The 17,645-nt window shown below is 68.1% G+C and carries 19 protein-coding genes; 18 read left to right on the top strand and 1 reads right to left on the bottom strand.

The window, feature by feature from the left end; all coding sequences use genetic code 11:
* The 16 genes from BLW05_RS16140 to BLW05_RS16065 all read left to right on the top strand — a co-directional run.
* Positions 1-198: arginine deiminase family protein (locus BLW05_RS16140; protein WP_256330330.1), on the top strand; the 198-nt coding region annotated here is incomplete at its 5' end.
* Between the two features lie 36 nt (positions 199-234).
* Entirely contained in the window at positions 235-1,347 is a 1,113-nt protein-coding gene (locus BLW05_RS16135) for an efflux RND transporter periplasmic adaptor subunit (RefSeq protein ID WP_093164101.1), read from the top strand.
* The gene (locus BLW05_RS16130; protein ID WP_093164023.1) at positions 1,344-4,424 is read left to right on the top strand and encodes an efflux RND transporter permease subunit; all 3,081 of its coding nucleotides are present in this window, start codon (positions 1,344-1,346) and stop codon (positions 4,422-4,424) included. The genes BLW05_RS16135 and BLW05_RS16130 overlap by 4 nt, the downstream gene beginning before the upstream one ends.
* 19 nt (positions 4,425-4,443) lie before the next feature.
* A complete protein-coding gene (locus BLW05_RS16125; RefSeq protein WP_143044836.1) occupies positions 4,444-5,001 on the top strand; it encodes a hypothetical protein in 558 nt (185 codons plus the stop codon).
* Positions 4,998-5,510 carry a Na+/H+ antiporter subunit E gene (locus BLW05_RS16120; RefSeq protein WP_093164020.1) on the top strand — a complete coding sequence of 171 codons (513 nt, stop codon included), beginning with the start codon at positions 4,998-5,000 and terminating at the stop codon, positions 5,508-5,510. Before BLW05_RS16125 ends, BLW05_RS16120 begins: the two co-directional genes overlap by 4 nt.
* Complete coding sequence (locus tag BLW05_RS16115) at positions 5,503-5,793, top strand: monovalent cation/H+ antiporter complex subunit F (protein ID WP_177142669.1); 291 nt, start codon at positions 5,503-5,505, stop codon at positions 5,791-5,793. The genes BLW05_RS16120 and BLW05_RS16115 overlap by 8 nt, the downstream gene beginning before the upstream one ends.
* Positions 5,790-6,122, top strand: a complete 333-nt coding sequence (locus tag BLW05_RS16110; protein WP_218135174.1) for a cation:proton antiporter — start codon at positions 5,790-5,792, stop codon at positions 6,120-6,122. Before BLW05_RS16115 ends, BLW05_RS16110 begins: the two co-directional genes overlap by 4 nt.
* On the top strand, positions 6,119-7,060 hold the full coding sequence (locus BLW05_RS16105) for a hydrogenase subunit MbhD domain-containing protein (protein WP_093164017.1): 942 nt from the start codon (positions 6,119-6,121) through the stop codon (positions 7,058-7,060). The genes BLW05_RS16110 and BLW05_RS16105 overlap by 4 nt, the downstream gene beginning before the upstream one ends.
* Positions 7,057-7,383, top strand: a complete 327-nt coding sequence (locus tag BLW05_RS16100) for an NADH-quinone oxidoreductase subunit K (RefSeq protein WP_218135173.1) — start codon at positions 7,057-7,059, stop codon at positions 7,381-7,383. The genes BLW05_RS16105 and BLW05_RS16100 overlap by 4 nt, the downstream gene beginning before the upstream one ends.
* A gap of 18 nt (positions 7,384-7,401) precedes the next feature.
* The gene (locus BLW05_RS16095) at positions 7,402-8,913 is read left to right on the top strand and encodes a complex I subunit 5 family protein (protein ID WP_093164096.1); all 1,512 of its coding nucleotides are present in this window, start codon (positions 7,402-7,404) and stop codon (positions 8,911-8,913) included.
* On the top strand, positions 8,910-10,562 hold the full coding sequence (locus BLW05_RS16090) for a proton-conducting transporter transmembrane domain-containing protein (protein WP_093164016.1): 1,653 nt from the start codon (positions 8,910-8,912) through the stop codon (positions 10,560-10,562). Before BLW05_RS16095 ends, BLW05_RS16090 begins: the two co-directional genes overlap by 4 nt.
* 11 nt (positions 10,563-10,573) lie before the next feature.
* Positions 10,574-12,046: an efflux transporter outer membrane subunit gene (locus tag BLW05_RS16085; protein ID WP_093164014.1), complete on the top strand. Its 1,473-nt coding sequence runs from the start codon at positions 10,574-10,576 to the stop codon at positions 12,044-12,046.
* Between the two features lie 98 nt (positions 12,047-12,144).
* Positions 12,145-12,765 (top strand): hypothetical protein, encoded by a 621-nt coding sequence (locus BLW05_RS16080; RefSeq protein WP_093164013.1) that lies wholly within the window; start codon positions 12,145-12,147, stop codon positions 12,763-12,765.
* Positions 12,766-12,899: 134 nt separating this feature from the next.
* Positions 12,900-14,345 (top strand): NAD-dependent succinate-semialdehyde dehydrogenase, encoded by a 1,446-nt coding sequence (locus tag BLW05_RS16075; protein ID WP_093164011.1) that lies wholly within the window; start codon positions 12,900-12,902, stop codon positions 14,343-14,345.
* 106 nt (positions 14,346-14,451) lie between these two features.
* Entirely contained in the window at positions 14,452-15,342 is an 891-nt protein-coding gene (locus tag BLW05_RS16070) for a hypothetical protein (RefSeq protein ID WP_093164010.1), read from the top strand.
* Between the two features lie 96 nt (positions 15,343-15,438).
* Positions 15,439-15,774, top strand: coding sequence for a hypothetical protein (locus tag BLW05_RS16065; RefSeq protein WP_093164008.1), 336 nt, complete (start codon positions 15,439-15,441; stop codon positions 15,772-15,774).
* Between the two features lie 11 nt (positions 15,775-15,785).
* On the opposite strand, the gene BLW05_RS16060 is transcribed toward BLW05_RS16065, so the two are convergent.
* A complete protein-coding gene (locus BLW05_RS16060) occupies positions 15,786-16,172 on the bottom strand; it encodes a hypothetical protein (RefSeq protein ID WP_093164007.1) in 387 nt (128 codons plus the stop codon).
* A 389-nt stretch (positions 16,173-16,561) separates the two neighbouring features.
* Here BLW05_RS16060 and BLW05_RS35405 point away from each other — a divergent pair, with 389 nt between their 5' ends.
* Both BLW05_RS35405 and BLW05_RS16050 read left to right on the top strand, forming a co-directional pair.
* On the top strand, positions 16,562-16,927 hold the full coding sequence (locus BLW05_RS35405; RefSeq protein ID WP_143044835.1) for a hypothetical protein: 366 nt from the start codon (positions 16,562-16,564) through the stop codon (positions 16,925-16,927).
* 49 nt (positions 16,928-16,976) lie between these two features.
* Positions 16,977-17,606, top strand: coding sequence for a hypothetical protein (locus BLW05_RS16050; RefSeq protein WP_093164003.1), 630 nt, complete (start codon positions 16,977-16,979; stop codon positions 17,604-17,606).
* Positions 17,607-17,645: the final 39 nt, after the last annotated feature.

The following is a 17,645-nucleotide window of genomic DNA, read 5'->3' as shown; positions in this document are numbered from 1 at the left end:
CAGTGGGACAGCGGCGCGAACCTGGTGTGCGCGTCGCCGGGCGTGGTTTATGCGTATGACCGCAACACGTACACGAACACGCTGCTGCGCAAGCAAGGCATCGAGGTGATCACCATCGTGGGCGCCGAGCTCGGCCGCGGCCGCGGGGGTGGCCATTGCATGACCTGCCCGATCATCCGGGACCCCGTGGACTATTGAGTCGTCAAACCAACCAACGAGAGAGGACGAGTGCCCGTGCCCGAAAAACCTGTCAGCCAGCATCCCGGGGTTCTGCCAAGGGCCACGGTGCTCGTCGCGCTTGCCGCAGTCGTTTCGTTGTCGGCCTGCAGGCGCGCCGAAGAGGCGCCGGCCGCCGAGATCCGGCCCGTGCGCGTGATGAAGATCGAGACGCGCGCCATCGGAGACACGGTCACATTGACCGGCAACGTGCAGGCGCAGACCGAGGTCAACCAGTCCTTCCGCATCGACGGCCGGTTGATCGAGCGCAATGTCGAGATCGGCGATCGCGTGAAGCAGGGCCAGTTGCTGGCCCGGCTCGATCCGCTGAACGAGGAGACGGCGCTGCAATCGGCGCGTGCCCAACTTGCCGCGGCGCAGGCGCAGAACGTCGAGGCCCGCACCAACCACACGCGCCTGCGCGATCTGCTGGCGGAAAACGCGGTGTCGCGTGCCTCCTTCGATCAGGCCGACGCGCTGCTGAAGGTCACGCAGTCGCAAGTCGAGACCGCACAGTCGCAGGTCACGCTGGCGCAGAACCGGGTGAACTACACGCGGCTCTATGCGGACGTGAACGGCGTGGTGACCGCGCGCGGCCCGGAGGCCGGCGAGGTGGTGCAGGCCGGCCGCATGGTGGTGCAGGTGGCGCGCGAAGGCGCGCGCGACGCGGTGTTCGACGTGCCGGCGCAGGTCAAGAACAGCGCGCCGGCCGATGCCGACATCACGGTCGCGCTCACCGACGATCCGAAGACCACCGCGAGAGGCAAGGTGCGCGAGGTGTCGCCGCGTGCCGATCCGGTGACCGGGACCTTCAGCGTGCGGGTGCGGCTCATCGACGCGCCCGCCGCGATGCGGCTGGGCTCCACCGTGACCGGGCGCATGAAGCTCGACAGCACGCCCGCCATCGACATTCCGGCCGCGGCGCTCAACCGCGCGGGCAACAGCGCCTCGGTGTGGGTGGTCGATGCGAAGACCGGCGTCATCGCCGCGCGCCCGATCGAGGTGCGCGCCTTCGACGCTGCGCGCGTGCAGGTCACGTCGGGCCTGTCGCCAGGTGATCTTGTCGTGACGGCGGGCGTGCAGGCGCTGCGCCCCGGCCAGAAGGTCCGCATCCTCGAGGCCGCGCAGTGATCGGGCCGAACCTGTCGGAATGGGCGCTTTCCAAGCGCTCGCTGGTGCTGTTCCTCATGATCCTCTCGGTGATTGCGGGGGCGCTGTCGTTCCTGCGCCTGGGGCGTGCGGAAGATCCGGCTTTCACCTTCCGGACCATGGTCGTCGCGGCCGGCTGGCCCGGCGCGACGGTCGACGAAACGCTGGAGCAGGTCACCGAGCGCCTCGAGCGCACGCTGCAGGAGACGCGCCATCTCGACCGCGTGCGCAGCTACACGGTCGCGGGGCAGACCACGATCTTCGTCGACCTCAAGCAGTCCACGCCGCCGGGCGAAATCCCCGACATCTGGTACCAGGTGCGCAAGAACATCGGTGACATGCGGCAGACGCTGCCGCAGGGCGTGGTCGGTCCGTTCTTCAACGACGACTTCGGCGACACCTTCGGGATCATCTACGCCTTCACCGCCGACGGCTTCAACTTCCGCGAACTGCGCGACTACGTCGAGGCGGCGCGCTCGCGGCTGCTGCAGGTGCCGGACGTCTCGAAGATCGAGGTGCTCGGCGCGCAGGACGAGCAGATCTACATCGAGTTCTCCACCGAGCGTCTCGCGGGTCTGCGGCTGGACTACCCGAGCATCATCAACGCGCTGCGGGCGCAGAACGTGATCCGGCCGGCGGGCACGATCCAGACCGCGCAGGAGCGCGTGTTCATGCGCGTGAGCGGCGCGTTCGATTCCGAGCGCGACATCGAGGCGGTCACGCTGGTGGTGGGCAACCGCATGATCCGGCTCGGCGACATCGCGAGCGTGCGGCGCGGGTTCGTCGATCCGCCGCAGCCGATGTTCCGCGTCAACGGCAAGCCGGCCATTGGCCTGGCGATCGCGATGCGCGATGCGGGCGACATCCTCGCGCTCGGCGCCAACATCAAGAAGGAGATGGCCGACTTCACCGCGAACCTGCCGCACGGCATCGAGCCCACGCTGGTGGCCGACCAGGCGGTGACGGTGGACGTCGCGATCAACGACTTCATGTCCTCGCTGTGGCAGGCGATCATCATCATCCTGGTGTGCAGCTTCGTGAGCCTGGGCGTGCGGCCCGGCATGGTGGTGGCGCTGTCGATCCCGCTCACGCTGGCGATCGTGTTCGCGCTGATGGACATGCTGCACATCGACCTGCACCGCATCTCGCTCGGCGCGCTCATCATCGCGCTCACGCTGCTGGTGGACGACGCGATGACCACGGTCGACGCGATGATCAACCGGCTAGCCGCCGGCGACACCAAGGACCAGGCCGCGACCTTCGCCTACAAGACGCTTGCCGCGCCGATGCTGATCGGCACGCTGGTCACCATCTCCAGCTTCGTTCCGATCGGCTTCGCGCGCAGCTCGGCGGGCGAGTACACCTTCTCGATCTTCAGCGTGGTGGCGTTGGCGCTGCTGGTGTCGTGGCTCGGTGCGGTGATCTTCTCGCCGCTGGTTGGCAAGGCGATCCTGAAGGCGCCGAAGGCGGACGCGCCGGCCGCCAAGCCGAGCAAGGTGACGGCGGTCTACGGCCGCTTTCTCGAAGCTGCGATCCGCGCGAAGTGGATCACCTTCGCGGTCACCATCGCGGCCTTCGTGGCGACGCTGTTCCTGGTGCGCTTCGTGCCGCAGCAGTTCTTCCCGGCCTCCGACCGGCCCGAGCTCACGGTTGACATGACGCTGCGCCAGAACGCATCGATCCACGCGACCGAGGCGCAGGCCCAGCGGCTGGAGCAGTTCCTCAAGAGCGATCCGGACGTGGACCACTTCAGCACCTACGTGGGCCGTGGCGCGATCCGCTTCATCCTCACGCTGAACGTGCAGCTCGCGAATCCGTTCTTCACCCAGTTCGTCATCGTCGCCAAGGACGTCGATGCGCGCGAGCGGCTGCAGCTCAAGCTCGAGAAGGTGCTCGCCGAGCAGTTCCCCGATGTGGTCGCGCGCGTGTCGCCGCTCGAACTCGGCCCGCCGGTCGGATGGCCGCTGCAGTACCGCGTGAGCGGCCCCGATGCGAACGAGGTGCGCAAGTACTCGCTGGACCTGGCCGGCGTGCTCGGTTCGGATTCGCGCGTGCGGCACGTCAACTTCGACTGGATGGAGCCCGCGCGGCAGGTCAAGATCCGCATCAACCAGGAAGAGGCTCGGCAACTCGGCGTGAGCTCCGCCGCGCTCGCGGGCATCCTCAACTCCGCGATCACCGGATCGGTGGTGACGCAGGTGCGCGACGACATCTACCTGATCAACGTGGTCGCCCGCGCCACCGACCAGCAGCGCGTGTCGTTCCAGACTCTGAGTTCGCTGCAGGTGCCCACGCCCACCGGCCGCATGGTGCCGCTGAGCCAGTTCGCCAGCTTCGACGAGGCGCAGGAGTTGCCCCTGATCTGGCGCCGCAACCGGGTGCCGACCCTGACGGTGCGCGCGGACGTGATCCACGGTGTGCTGCCCGACGCCGTGGTGGTGGCGCTGGCCGACCGCATCAAGGAATTCAACGCCAAGCTGCCCAAGGGCTACAAGGTCGAGACCGGCGGGCTGTTCGAGGAAAGTGCGGTGTCGAGCGACTCGGTGTTTGCCGTGGTGCCGCTGATGGTCGTGCTGATGCTGCTGTGCGTGATGCTGCTGCTCGTGAGCTTCAGGCGGCTGGCGATGGTGGTGGTGATGCTGCCGCTGGGGCTGATCGGCGTGGTGTTGTCGCTGCTGATCTTCAACCGGCCGCTGGGCTTCGTCGCGATCCTCGGCATCCTGGCGCTGATCGGGATGATCGCGAAGAACGCGGTGATCCTCGTGGTGCAGATCGAGACCTACCGCGGCGAGGGCCACAGCGTGCTCGACGCGGTGATGATGTCCGGCACCTCGCGGTTGCGGCCGATGATGCTGACTTCGATCTCCACCGTGCTGGGCCTGATCCCGATCGCGCCCACCGTGTTCTGGGGTTCGATGGCCTTCGCGATCATGGGCGGCCTGCTGGTGGCGACGCTGCTGACGCTGGTGCTGCTGCCCACGATGTACGTCGCGGTGTTCGGCAAGGAAGACCAGGTGCCGCCGGTGGACGGCGCGCGGCCGGCGATCGATCCCGCCTGAGCGCATGGGAGGCATCGCCTTGACCACGCACGAGGTTCTCGAACTGCATGTCGCGGAGCTGCGGCAGCTCTTCAACTCGATGGACCCGGCGCCGTTTCGCGAGCGCGATCTCGACCCCGCGGCCGAGGCCTACATCGTGGACTGGGCGCGCGAGATCAAGGGCTCCCGTCCGCTGGCGTTGCGCGTGCACGTCGACAACGGCGCCGCGCGGCCCGAGGACGCGGCGATGCTGCGCGAAGCCGTCGACCAGTACTTCCGGCAGCGCGAGAAGGCGACGCGGCGGCGCCTTTCACAGCTGTTCCGCGTCGGTCGCATCAGCCTGCTCATCGGACTCGTGTTCCTCGGTGCCGCGCTTGCGGTCAGCGAGGCAGCGGGTGTGCTGTTCCACAAGGAGCGCTACGCGAAGCTCGTGCAGGAAAGCCTCGTGATCGGTGGCTGGGTGGCGCTGTGGCGGCCGATGGAAATCTTCCTCTACGACTGGTGGCCGATCCGCAGCGAGGTGCGACTCTACGAGCGCCTCGGCAGCATCGACGTGAGCCTGTTGCCCAGGGTGGCGGAAGGGCGCACCGTCCCATGAGAGCGCCTGCCGCCACCCTCGCTCGCACCGTCCTCAGCCGGGGTGCGCTGTTCTTCGGTCTCTGGCTGGTGCTGCTGCCGAGCCTCAAGCCCGCCGACCTCGCGGTCGGGCTGATCGCGACCGTCGCCGCGACCTGGACCAGCGTGCACTTGATGCCCCCCGAAGTGGGCTACGTGCGCCTGTTGCCGTTGCTGGCCTTCGTGCCGCATTTCCTCTGGCAATCGGTGCTGGCCGGCGTGGACGTGGCGCGCCGCGCAATGCGGCCGCACATGCGGCTCAAGCCAGGTTTCATCGCATCGCCGGTCAAGCTGCCGCCGGGCCTCGCGCGCAACGATTTCGTCTCGATCATGAGCCTCATGCCGGGTTCGGTGCCGGTGGACGAAACGGAGCACTCGGTGATCTTTCACTGCCTGGATACCGACCAGCCGCTGGCGGAGCAGATGGCGAAGGAAGAGCGGCTGCTCACGAATGCGCTGGTCGTGGTGGCGGAGGAGGACTCCCGTGGATGACTTCCTGCTCGGTGCCTGTGCCTTCGTTCTCCTGATGGTCGCGGTCAGTCTCGTCGCGGTGCTGCGCGGTCCGGGCAGCGTGGAGCGCATGATGGCGGCGATGCTCTTCGGAACGGGCGGCATCGCGAGCCTGTTGCTGCTGGGCACGCTGCACGGCATGGAGATCGTCATCAACGTGGTGCTCACCCTCGCGGTGCTGGCGCCCTTCGCGACCATCGCGTTCGTGCGGGCCGGGTCGGTGCTGGTGCGCGACGAGGCCGATGCCGACGGAGGTCCGACATGATGCGCACGATTGCGGACCTCTTCACCATCGCGGCCGTCTGCGCGGGTGCGTTCTTCTTTGTTGCGGGCACGGTAGGGCTGCTTCGATTTCCGGATTCGTACACGCGGCTGCATGCGCTGACCAAGGCCGACAACCTCGGGCTCGGTCTGATCGTGCTCGGGCTTCTGCCGCAGGTCGGCAGCGTGAGCCTCGGGCTCAAGCTGATCGCGATCTGGTTCATCGTGCTGCTCGCTTCTGCCACCGCGTCGCAGATGATCGCGCGCGCGATCCGCGAGAGCGAGCAAAAGGGCAATGCGGCCACTTCGCGACCGGAGGAGGCCCCGCGATGAGCCTGCTGCTGAACGCCTCGCTCGTGCTGCTGTTCATCGGGCTCGCGGGCTGGACCGTCTTTGCGCGCGACACCTTCGCGTCGGTTGCCGGGTTCATCCCCTATGGCCTGCTGTTGACCGTGGTGTGGTTGCGACTGGCCGCGGTGGACGTGGCGATCACCGAGGCCGCGATCGGCGCCGGGCTGACCGGTGCGCTGCTGGTGGGTGCGGCCGCGCGCCTGCGCGCCAGCGAAGCCAGGACGAATCACGCGCGACCCGGCGCACTGATCCGCATGCTCGCCGCCATCACTTCGATCGTGGTTGCGGGCATCATCGCGGCCTGCGTGCTGCTGCTGCCCGAGGCCACGCCGACGCTGGCGCCGGCCGTGATGGAGAACATCCACACCACCGGAGTCGGCAATCCGATCACGGCGGTGCTGCTGTCGTTCCGCGCGATGGACACCCTGCTCGAAGCGATCGTGCTGGCCTTCGGGCTGCTGGGGGTCTGGTCGCTCGCGCCTGATCGCGCCTGGGGCGGCCGTCCGAGCCTGCAGCCGATCGCCGAGCCCAACAGCATCCTTGCCCACTTCGCGCGCATGCTGCCGCCGATCGGCATCGTGATCGGCATCTACATCCTCTGGTACGGCGCGGACGATCCGGGCGGCAAGTTCCAGGGCGCCACGATCCTCGCAGCGATGTGGCTGCTCGCGATGATGGCGGGGCTCGCCGACGTGCCGCGGGTGGGGCGCACCGCGCTTCGCTTCTGGCTTGTCGCCGGGCCGTTGGTGTTCATCGCCGTCGGCTTCGGGGGGGCGGCCATGGCCGACGCATTTCTCGGCTATCCGGAAGGCCGCGCCAAGCTGTGGATCGTCGCGGTCGAGTTTGCGTTGATGCCTTCGCTCGCGCTCACGCTCGGCCTGCTGCTCGCGGGTGCCCCGCACAGGGCTTTGCAGAAATGATCGACGCGACCACGTTGTTCGGGCTCTGCGCGGCGGTGCTGATCGGGCTCGGCCTCTATGGCTTCATCGTCAATCCGCAGCCGCTGCGCAAGATCCTCGCGTTCAACCTGATCGGCAACGGCGTGTTCCTCGTCTGCGCGGTCATTGCAAGGCGGGGCACCGCGGCGGGGCTGGGCGGCGATCCGGTGCCGCAGGCCTTGCTGATCACCGCGATCGTGGTGGCTTTCGCCGCGTCGGCGCTGGCGGTGGCACTCCTGCTGCGCCTGTACGAAGAAACGGGCGATGCTGCATTGACGACCGAGTCGTCCGCGGGAGATCACTAGGTGCCGGTGGCCAATGCGATGAATGCAACCACGCCCGGCGGCCTGCTGCTGGTGTTGTCCGTGCTGCTGCCGTTCGTCGGAACGATGCTGGGCTTCGTGCTCGGCGGGCGACACGCGCAGCGCGTCGCGCTGGTCACGTTGCTGATCGGGCTTTGCATCGCGCTCGGCATCGCCGATGCGGTCGTGGGTTCCGGCCAGCCTGTGGTGTATCTGCTGGGCGGCTGGGTGCCGCCGCTCGGCGTGGCGCTGCGCGCCGATGGTTTGTCGGTCGTGATGATCATCGCGATCGCAGTGGTGATCGGCGTCATCGGCATCTATGCCTGCGGCGACTTCGGCACGCCCGACGGCGTGAAGGAAGCGCGTGCGCCATACACCTTCTGGCTGCTGCTGCTCGCGGTGTGGGGCTCGCTCAACCTGGTGTTCGTGAGCGGCGATGTGTTCACGCTGTATGTCGCGCTCGAGCTGCTCACCTTCGCGGGCGTGCCGCTGGTGAGCCTCGACGGGCGCGGCGAGACGCTGCAGGCGGCGCTGCGCTATCTGCTGTTCGCGCTGCTCGGGTCGATGTTCTACCTGCTCGGCGTCTTCCTGCTGTACGGCGCCTACGGCACGCTCGACATCGCGCTGCTCGCCCAGGGCATTCGTGCCGAGCCGATCACCTGGACCGCCGCGGTGCTGATGACGGTCGGCCTGCTCGCGAAGACCGCGCTCTTCCCGCTGCACCTGTGGCTGCCGCCCGCGCACGCCGGCGCACCGGCTGCCGCGAGCGCGGTGCTGTCGGCGCTGGTCATCAAGGGCGGATGGTTCCTGGTCGTGCGGCTGTGGCTCGATGTGTTTGCCGATGTGGTCACCCTGCCTTCGGCGCAATTGCTCGCGGCGCTCGGTGCCGCGGCGATCCTTGTCGGCAACGTGGTCGCGCTGCGACAGGTGCGGCTGAAGCTCCTGATCGCCTACTCGACGGTGGCGCAGATCGGCTACCTGTTCCTCATGTTCCCGCTGATCGCCGGCCTGGAGGCCGCGCAGATCGACAGCGCGCCGGCGATCAACGGTGGCATGCTGCAGGCCATCTCGCACGCCACCGCGAAGGCCGCGATGTTCATGGCCGCCGGGCTGATCTATTCGACGCTCGGGCACGACCGGGTGGCCGATCTTCGCGGCGCGGGGCGTGCGTTGCCGATGACGCTGGTCGCCTTCGCGCTTGGCGGTGCGTCGCTGATCGGGCTGCCGCCTTCCGGGGGCTTTCTCGCGAAGTGGCTGCTGCTGTCGTCCGCCATCGCGAGCGCGCAGTGGTGGTGGGCGCTCGTGATGCTCGTCGGCGGCCTGCTCACCAGTGCCTACGTCTTCATCGTGGTGGTGCGTGCGATGGAACCGGCCGAAGCCGGGTGGACGCCGAAGAAGGCGGTGCCGCGCTACCAGCAGGTCGCGGTGCTGGTGCTGGCGCTGTGCTCGTTCCTGCTGGGCGTTGCCGCGCTGTGCCCGATCGACGTGGCGATGATCGGCCGGCCGCTGCTCGTGTGGGTGGAGGGACCATGATCGCCGCGACCGCCCTGTTCGCGATCCTGCTCGGCGTGGGGGTGATGGTGCCGCTTGCGCTCGGACTGCCGTTGCTGCTGCTTGTCGCCTGCGCCTCGAAGCGGTTGCGCCGTGGCATGCCGCGCCTTTTCGTGATCGCGCCGGTGCCCGCCTTGCTCGCCGCACTGTTCGACGCCGACGCGGGCAGCTTCGAACTGGGCAACGATCTGTTCTCGCTCAGCTTCTCGCTCGACGCGCCCGGTGCGATGCTGCTGGGCGCGGCCGCGCTCCTGTGGATCCTGTCGGGTGTCTACGCGGCGCGCTTCCTGCGCGACCGGCCCGAGCCCGACGGCTTCATCGTCTGCTGGCTGATGACGCTGACCGGCTGCGTCGGCGTGTTCCTGGCGGCGGACCTGATCGGCTTCTACTTCCTGCTCGCGGTGCTGAGCGTCGGCGCGAGCGGCCTCGTGCTGCAGGGCCAGGGGCCGGACGCGCTGCGTGCCGGCGCGCTGTACCTCGCGCTGGCGCTGCTGGCGGAGGCCTTCCTGCTCGCGGGCCTGATCCTCATGGCAAACGCGACACCCGACGGCAGCCTGCTGATCCGCGATGCGGCGGCGGCATTGCCCGATTCGCCGACGCGCGATCTCACCGTGACCTTGCTGCTCATCGGGCTCGGCATGAAGGCGGGTCTCGTGCCGCTGCATTTCTGGATGCCGCTGGCCTACAGCGCCGCGCCGATTCCTGCGGCGGCGGTGATGAGCGGCGCGGTGGTCAAGGCGAGCGTGATCGCGCTGGTGCGCTTCCTGCCGCTCGATGTCGCGATGCCAGGCTTCGGCCACGCGCTCGCGGTGGTTGGTCTCTTCGGTGCGCTCTACGGCGTGCTGATCGGCATCAGCCAGCTCAACCCGAAGACGGTGCTCGCGTACTCGAGCGTGAGCCAGATGGGGTTCGTGGTTGCGGTGATCGGTATGGGGCTCGCGGCGGGCGACGCCACGACCCCGATGGCTGCCGCGTTCTATGCGACGCATCACCTGCTGGTGAAGGGTTCGCTCTTCCTCGCGGTGGGCGTCGTCGCGCTCACCGGTCGGCGGCACCTGTGGCCGATGCTCATCCCGGCCGCAGTCATCGCTCTCGGGCTCGGTGGGTTGCCGCTGACCGGTGGCTCGCTCGCCAAGTACGCGGCGAAGGACCTGCTCGGCAGCGGGCTCGCGGGCACGGTGGCCGTGGTGTCGTCGATCGCGTCGACGCTGCTGATGATCCACTTCACCCGCCGCCTTGGCGAGAACACCGCGAGCGTTGTCGAGGCGCGCGCGCCCGGCGCGCTCGTCTTCGCCTGGATCGCGATGGCGCTGGCATCGCTGGTCATTCCGTGGCTTCTCTACGTGGACTTCCCGATCGAAGCGCTGCCGAAGGCGATCGCGCCGGCGGCGCTGTGGGATGCGCTCTGGCCGGTGCTGGCCGGCGCGGTGCTGGCCTTCCTGCTCGATCGCCTCCGCAGCCTGCCGCGCATTCCTGCCGGCGATGTCGGCATCGCGCTCGGCGGGCTCAAGGGCGTGGCCCTTGCGGCGGGTGCGGCGCTCGAGCACACCGACACCTTCCTGCGGCGTTGGGCAGTGGCCTGCGTCGTGATGCTCGTGGTCTCGCTGCTTTTCGTCTGGGCCCTTCTCTGATGTCTGATCCGATGTCCCACTCCATACACATCCCGGCGCGAAAGCGCATCTGGACGACCACGGCGGCCGCGCTGGCCGCAGTCGCCGTCGCACTCGGCGGCTGCACCGTCGGCCCCGACTACAAGCGCCCCGAGGTCCAGGCACCGGCCGCATGGCGCATCGACTATCCGACGGCCGCCGATGTGGCGAACACCAAATGGTGGGAGCAGTTCGGCGACCCGGTGCTCAACGACCTCGTCGAAACCGCGCTGCAGGGCAACCTCGATGTGCGCGTGGCCGCGGCGCGGATCGACCAGTTCATCGGCACGCTGGGCACGGTGCGCTCGCAGTTCTATCCGCAGCTCGCGTACAGCGGCGCGGCGAGCCGCAGCCGCGCGAGCCGCGTCGGGCAGCCGCCGGTTCCGGAGCCGGCGGATCCCTACTTCACGCTCTACCAGGCGGCGCTTGGCGCGAGCTGGCAGATCGACCTCTTCGGCCGCGTGCGGCGCCTGAGCGAAGCCGCGCAGTCGCAGGTCTACGCGAGCGAGCAGGCGCAGCGGGGCGTGGTGCTCACGCTGGTGTCGGGCGTTGCGACGAGCTACATCACGCTGCGCGGCCTCGACCGGCAGCGCGAGATCGCGGTGGCGACCGCCGGCAATTTCGGCGAAACGGCGCGCATCTTCGACCTGCGCTTCAAGTCCGGCATCGTCTCCAAGACCGAGGTCACGCAGGTGCGCTCGCAATGGCAGCAGGCGCTGGCGTCGATCCCGGCGATCGAGCAGCAGATCGCCGCGGTGGAAGGGCGCATCTCGATCCTGCTCGGGCGCGACCCGGGGCCGATCCCGCGCGGCAAGACCATCGACCAGCTCGTCGCGCCGCTGATCCCGGCGGACCTGCCGTCGAGCCTGCTCGAACGCCGCCCCGACATCCTGCAGGCCGAACAGAACCTCGTCGCCGCCAATGCCAGCATCGGCGCGGCGCGCGCGCTGTACTACCCGAGCATCTCGCTGACGGGGCTCTACGGTTCCGCCAGCACCGCGGCGGGCAGCTTCCTCACTGGCCCCGCGACCGCCTGGCAGGCCGCCGCGAGCCTGACCGGGCCGATCTTCACCTTCGGTGCGATCGAGGGGCAGGTCCGGTCCGCCGAGGCGCAGAAGGCGCAGGCGGAACTGGTCTACCAGTCGACCATCCTCAATGCCTTCCGCGACACCAACGATGCCCTGATCGGCACCCAGAAGACCATTGAAGGCGTTGCGCTCCAGCGGGAGCGAGTGATCGCTTTGCGCGAATTCGCGCGGCTGTCGCGCCTGAAGTTCGAAAGCGGCCTGATCGGCTACCTCGAAGTGCTGGTGGCCGACACCGAGCTCTTCGCGGCCGAACTCGCGCAGGTGGCGCTCACGACCGACCGCTACACGCAGGTGGTCAATGTCTACCAGGCGATGGGCGGGGGCTGGGTGGATGTGGCGGATGCGATGACGCCCCGGCCGATCGGGTCGATCAAGTAGGCGATCAGGTAGCACTCAAGTTTTCCTGCGGACTGCCGATAGCCCCTGTGCGGCAGGCGCTCGCGGATTCCGGCGAGCCTGCCTCGTGAGGAGCGGGTGTGAGTCTTGGAATCGGGATCACGGGCGCCGGCGTGCATGCGGCGCTGTCGGGCTTCAATGCCATCGAGGTGCTGGCGACCGCAGGGCCGCTGGCGGGGTTGATCGCCGTCGTTCATGTGCGCACGCGTCGGCAACGCCGGCGCATGCTGATGGCCGAGGCGGCGAGCCGCGCGACCCGGACCGTGTTCGTCGACGTGCCCGGCACGGGCGTATCGGGGCCCGATTCCGTCAGCTTCGAACTCACGCCCCAACTGCTCGGCTGGCTTTCCGCGGCCCAGAGCGGCGCGCTGGCGGGCATGGACACACCCGACGCGGTGATGCTCGCGTTCGACGTCGGCGCCACCTGGATCGGGCCCGAGGGCGATGTACGGCCGCGCAGCCAACTCGTCGCGACGCGCGAGCGCTTCTACGTCCGCTGGATGGAGACCCGCTGCCACAGCGCCGAGATATCGCTGCAGGCGATGCTCGACGCGCACCGGAGCCTGGCCGAGGGCGAACCGTTGTATTGCGCGCTGGACGGGCAGTTCCGTTCCGCGCCGCCGCGGCGGCTGCGTGCGCCTTCCATGCCGGTGGCGCCAAAGACCTTCTACTGGGTGCGCGCCGGCGGCAGCGAGCAGTGACCCGCCTCGGGCGGGCCGTTGGCAAACAGCGCTAGGATTCGCGTTGCGCCCGGCGCCGCCACCGGCGGCGCGGCCTTCGCCGCGTTCGATCCGCTCGAACCGGCACACCCCTCTCACGGATTCAAGGACCCAGCATGACTTCAGCCAGTTATCCCGACACGCGCCTGCTCATCGACAACGAATGGTGCGACGCCGTCAGTGGCAAGACTTTGAATGTGATCAACCCCGCGACCGGCAAGCCCATCGGCAAGGTCGCCCACGCGGGCATCGCCGACCTCGACCGTGCGCTGGACGCAGCGCAGCGCGGCTTCCAGGCGTGGCGCCGGGTGCCGGCCAACGAGCGCGCCGCGATCATGCGAAAGGCGGCCGGCCTGGTGCGCGAGCGTGCCGCCGACATCGCCCGCGTCCTCACGCAGGAGCAGGGCAAGCCCTTCGTCGAAGCGCGCGGCGAAGTGCTGGCCGGCGCGGACATCATCGAATGGTTCGCCGACGAAGGCCGCCGCGTCTACGGCCGCATCGTGCCCTCGCGCAACCTGAATGCGCAGCAACTCGTGATCAAGGAGCCGGTCGGTCCGGTCGCCGCCTTCACGCCGTGGAACTTCCCGATCAACCAGATCGTGCGCAAGCTGGGCGCGGCGCTCGCGAGCGGCTGCTCCTTCCTCGTGAAGGCGCCTGAAGAGACGCCCGCGTCGCCGGCCGCGCTGCTGCAGGCCTTCGTCGACGCCGGCGTGCCGAAGGGCACCGTCGGCCTGGTGTTCGGCGATCCGGCCGAGATTTCCAGCTACCTGATCCCGCATCCGATCATCCGCAAGGTGACCTTCACCGGCTCGACGCCGGTCGGCAAGCAACTGGCCGCGATGGCCGGCGCGCACATGAAGCGCGCCACCATGGAACTGGGCGGCCACGCACCGGTGATCGTTGCCGAGGACGCCGACGTCGAACTCGCGGTCAAGGCCTCGGGCGGCGCCAAGTTCCGCAACGCGGGCCAGGTCTGCATCTCGCCGACCCGCTTCCTGGTGCACAACAGCATCCGCGACGCCTTCGCGAAGGCGATGGTGAAGCACGCCGAAAGCCTCAAGGTGGGCGACGGCCTGGCCGAAGGCACCACGCTCGGCCCGTTGGCCAATGCACGCCGCCTGACCGCGATGGCCAAGGTGATCGAGGACGCCCGTGCCACCGGCGCGACCGTCGCGACCGGCGGCGAGCGCGTGGGCACCGAGGGCAACTTCTTCGCGCCGACCGTGCTGACCGACGTGTCGCTGCAATCCGACGTGTTCAACAACGAGCCCTTCGGCCCGATCGCGGCGATCCGCGGCTTCGACAAGCTCGAGGAAGCCATCGCCGAAGCCAACCGCCTGCCCTACGGCCTGGCCGGCTACGCCTACACGCAGTCGATCAAGAACCTGCACCTGTTGTCGCAACAGCTCGAAGTGGGCATGCTCTGGGTCAACCAGCCGGCGACGCCGACACCTGAAATGCCCTTTGGCGGCGTGAAGGACTCGGGCTACGGTTCCGAAGGCGGACCCGAAGCCATGGAGGCCTATCTGGTCACCAAGGCGGTGTCGATCACGGCGGTCTGACCCATTGGGGCGGGGCGGCCCGCGCCGTGCACGGCGCGCGGGTCCGTTCCGCTTCGACAGAAGCAGGCATCCGCCTGCGCGCCGAGGTCCCTGCCGTGCGGAAAGAATGTCTTTCATCATGAAGCACTCGATGTTCCGCCGCCTGGCGCTCTGGCTCTGTCTTCTCTTCCTGCCTGCCGCGGGGTTCGCGCAGGGCATGCTCGGCAGCGCATCGGCGCTGCAAGCCAAGCACGCCGCCGTGCAATCCCAGCTCTCGGACAACCCCTTCGGCCGGCCGCTGGTGCTGGAATCGGCCGAAGCATCCGGGCAGCTGAGCGGCAACATCTTCGCGGTGCTGAACCATCCCTTCAGCGAAGTGAGCGCGTCATTGAGCCAGCCGGCCGTGTGGTGCGATGTGCTCATGCTGCACCTCAACACCAAGTACTGCGCGGTGCGCGGGGAGGGCGATGCCAAGTCGCTGGCCGTCTCCGTGGGGCGGAAGTTCGACCAGCCGCTGTCGGACGCCCAGCGCATCGATTTCGTCTGGAAGCCAGCGACGGTGGCCGCGGACTTCCTGAGCGTGGGCCTCGGGGCCGACAAGGGGCCGCTGTCGACGCGTGACTATCGCATCGAGCTCGAGGCGACGCCGCTGCCGGACGGCAAGAGCTTCATCCACCTGAGCTATTCGTACGGCTACGGCGCCGCCGCGCGGATCGCGATGCAGGGCTACCTCAAGACGATCGGCAGCGACAAGGTCGGCTTCACCGCCAACGGCAAGACCGCTTCCGGGGAACCGGACTACATCGGTGGCGTGCTCGGCGTGGTCGAGCGCAACACCATGCGCTACTACCTCGCGATCGACGCTTTCCTCGATCAACCGACAAAGGCCCAGCTGCCTCAGCGTCTCGCCTTGTGGTTCGACAGCACCGAGCGTTACGCGCGCCAGTTGCACGAGGTCGAGCGCCAGGACTACCTCGCGATGAAGCGGAATGAGTACAAACGAATGAACTCCGAGTAGCGTTCGCGCGCAAACCCGAGGAAACTCCTTGGGAAAACCCCTGTGAAATTTTCACATACACATGTATCCTGATGTGTCTGAAAGGGGGGTAGCCTCTTGGACCTCGATTTCCACCTTCACAAGATCCAGGCGTTGAGCCCCAAGGCCGCCAAGATCGCCCTGCGCACACTGGATCGCGATCCGAGTGTTCCCACCGAATGGGTGACCGCGCTTCGCCCGGCCTTGGTTGATCGCAGCGGGGAGTCGCCATCATTTGGCGGCACTGACTGGATGACCCTTGCCGCAATCGAACGACCCGGCATACGCCGGCTCACCGAGCGCTTCGAAAGCCGCGAACAGCGGCATGCGCGGCTGTGGGTCCTGAGTCTGCGCAGTGCCTCGAAGCGGCACGATCGCGCATCGCCCGACGAAAGCATCTACGGCGGGCTCTGACCCCGCCCTGGCTATCTCGCCGCCGCCTTGCGCGCGCCGCGCGAGGACTTGAGCAGCGCGCTGCGGGTGCTGCGCAGTTCGTCGAGTTGCTTGATCTGTGCCGGGCAGTCGGCCGGTGCGGCGACCAGCACGAAGGGGCTGCGGCGCAGCGTGGCAATGGTCTTTTCGACCTCGGCGGGCGGCCGGTTCTTCGAGACGAGACCGGCGGCGACCGCGGCTTTCGACTGGTTGAAGAACGCCTTCTCGTAGGCCGGTGTGCCGCAACGTGCGGCGACCACGCGGTAGTCCGCTTCCTGTTGTTCGGGAGACAGGGCCGCCGCCGGCTCTGCATTCGTCGCCAATGGCGCCGCCATGGCCACTGCGGTGAGCAGCGACTCGATCTGGAAACGTGTCTTCATACGGGCCTCCCTGCCTCGATATCCTGGTTGCGCGATTCATCCTAATGCGCGCTCGACGCGCTGTGCCATCGACCTTATGAACTATGGCGGCTTGCCTCGTCGTCTGTGGTGCGCGGCATCTCAACCGTTGTTGAAAAGCGTCGCGCACGCGGTGCGATGAGGGCCATTGCCCGAAGGTGCAAGGGGTGCTGCCCGTCGGGCCGATTTGCAGGCCGCGCGGCGAATCGCAAGATGGGTGCAACACCATCCCGATGGACTTCGCGCTGCGGGCGGGCTACAACACGATCCGGCCAGACGACGCATCGATCACGGTTCGCGCGCATGGTCGATGTCAAATCTTCCGAAGCAAAGGGGCGAGGATGCACAGGAGCGAGGGAATCAGATGGCTGGTGGCTGCCGCGGCGGCGCTGGTCACGATGTCGGCGGACGCGCGTCCGATGGACTTCTACAACGGGATCCGCGACCAGCCGATCACGCGCTTCAGCAAGGCCGATGTCGACGTCATGACCAAGACGATCAACAAGGCGCTGGACGGCGAGGATGGCGTCACCACCAAATGGGAAAGCGGATCGAACGCCAGCGGCAGCGTCACGCCCTCGAAGGATCCGAAAGGCCGCCCTGGCTGCAAGCTCGCGCGCGTGGAGAACCGCCACGGCTCGCTGCAGAACGCCGGCGACTACATCTTCTGCAGGAACAAGAGCACCGCCAAGGGCGCACCGCCGTGGCAGGTGGTCGGGCCCTGGTCAGGCAACTGATCCGGCCAACGATCCGAATCCTTCTTACCCATCACCAGGAGCTTCGTTCATGAAAAAGCGCATTGTGGGTCTCATGCTGGCGGTATCCGCCACGGTGGCGGTTCCGGCCTGGTCGCAGGACAAGCCCCAGGCCGCGCCGCCGGACGCGGGCGCGGTCGTCATCGGCCGCGAACCGGGCGAGGCGGTCGCCGGTGGCGTGGTCACCCGCTCGGCGACCATCACCAAGATCGACGCCGCGACGCGCGACATCACCCTCAAGCGGCCCAACGGCACCGAGGTGACGATCCGGGCCGGCGATGAGGTGAAGAACTTCGACCAGCTCAAGGTCGGCGACATCGTGACGCTCAAGCAGGGCGCAGCGCTTCTGATGGAACTGCGCAAGGCGGAAGGCAGTGGCATCCGCCAGCGCACCGACTGGGTCGAGGTGTTCCTCTCGCAGCCCGGGCAGAGCCCCGGCGTGGCGGTGAAGCACACGGTCCGTGCGGTGGTCAATGTCTTCGCCATCGACCGCAAGAAGAAGACGGTGACGCTGCGGGGCGTGCGCGAGATGCGCAAGTTCGAGATCGACGATCCGAAGCTGCTCGATTCGCTCAAGGTCGGCGACCAGGTGGAGGCGACGCTGATCCAGGGCGAGGCGCTGTTCGTCCAGCCGGGCGGCAAGGCGGCCAAGAAGAAGTAGGTCCTGAAGCAGGCACGATCCATCCGACGGGAGTTGCGT

Origin of the sequence: Variovorax sp. YR216, assembly GCF_900107745.1 — a bacterium.
GTDB lineage: Bacteria > Pseudomonadota > Gammaproteobacteria > Burkholderiales > Burkholderiaceae_C > Variovorax.
The sequence above is the reverse complement of the archived record's forward strand: the minus strand, read 5'-3'. Positions and strand labels throughout refer to the sequence as shown.

Bases quoted from the DNA above. Each gene is read 5' to 3' on its own strand.
- BLW05_RS16090 (WP_093164016.1), top strand. From the start codon at position 8,910: ATGATCGCCGCGACCGCCCTGTTCGCGATCCTGCTCGGCGTGGGGGTG.
- BLW05_RS16100 (WP_218135173.1), top strand. From the start codon at position 7,057: ATGATCGACGCGACCACGTTGTTCGGGCTCTGCGCGGCGGTGCTGATC.
- BLW05_RS16075 (WP_093164011.1), top strand. From the start codon at position 12,900: ATGACTTCAGCCAGTTATCCCGACACGCGCCTGCTCATCGACAACGAA.
- BLW05_RS16050 (WP_093164003.1), top strand. From the start codon at position 16,977: ATGAAAAAGCGCATTGTGGGTCTCATGCTGGCGGTATCCGCCACGGTG.
- BLW05_RS16060 (WP_093164007.1), bottom strand. From the start codon at position 16,172: ATGAAGACACGTTTCCAGATCGAGTCGCTGCTCACCGCAGTGGCCATG.
- BLW05_RS16070 (WP_093164010.1), top strand. From the start codon at position 14,452: ATGTCTTTCATCATGAAGCACTCGATGTTCCGCCGCCTGGCGCTCTGG.
- BLW05_RS16085 (WP_093164014.1), top strand. From the start codon at position 10,574: ATGTCCCACTCCATACACATCCCGGCGCGAAAGCGCATCTGGACGACC.
- BLW05_RS16105 (WP_093164017.1), top strand. From the start codon at position 6,119: ATGAGCCTGCTGCTGAACGCCTCGCTCGTGCTGCTGTTCATCGGGCTC.
- BLW05_RS16110 (WP_218135174.1), top strand. From the start codon at position 5,790: ATGATGCGCACGATTGCGGACCTCTTCACCATCGCGGCCGTCTGCGCG.
- BLW05_RS16095 (WP_093164096.1), top strand. From the start codon at position 7,402: ATGAATGCAACCACGCCCGGCGGCCTGCTGCTGGTGTTGTCCGTGCTG.
- BLW05_RS16120 (WP_093164020.1), top strand. From the start codon at position 4,998: ATGAGAGCGCCTGCCGCCACCCTCGCTCGCACCGTCCTCAGCCGGGGT.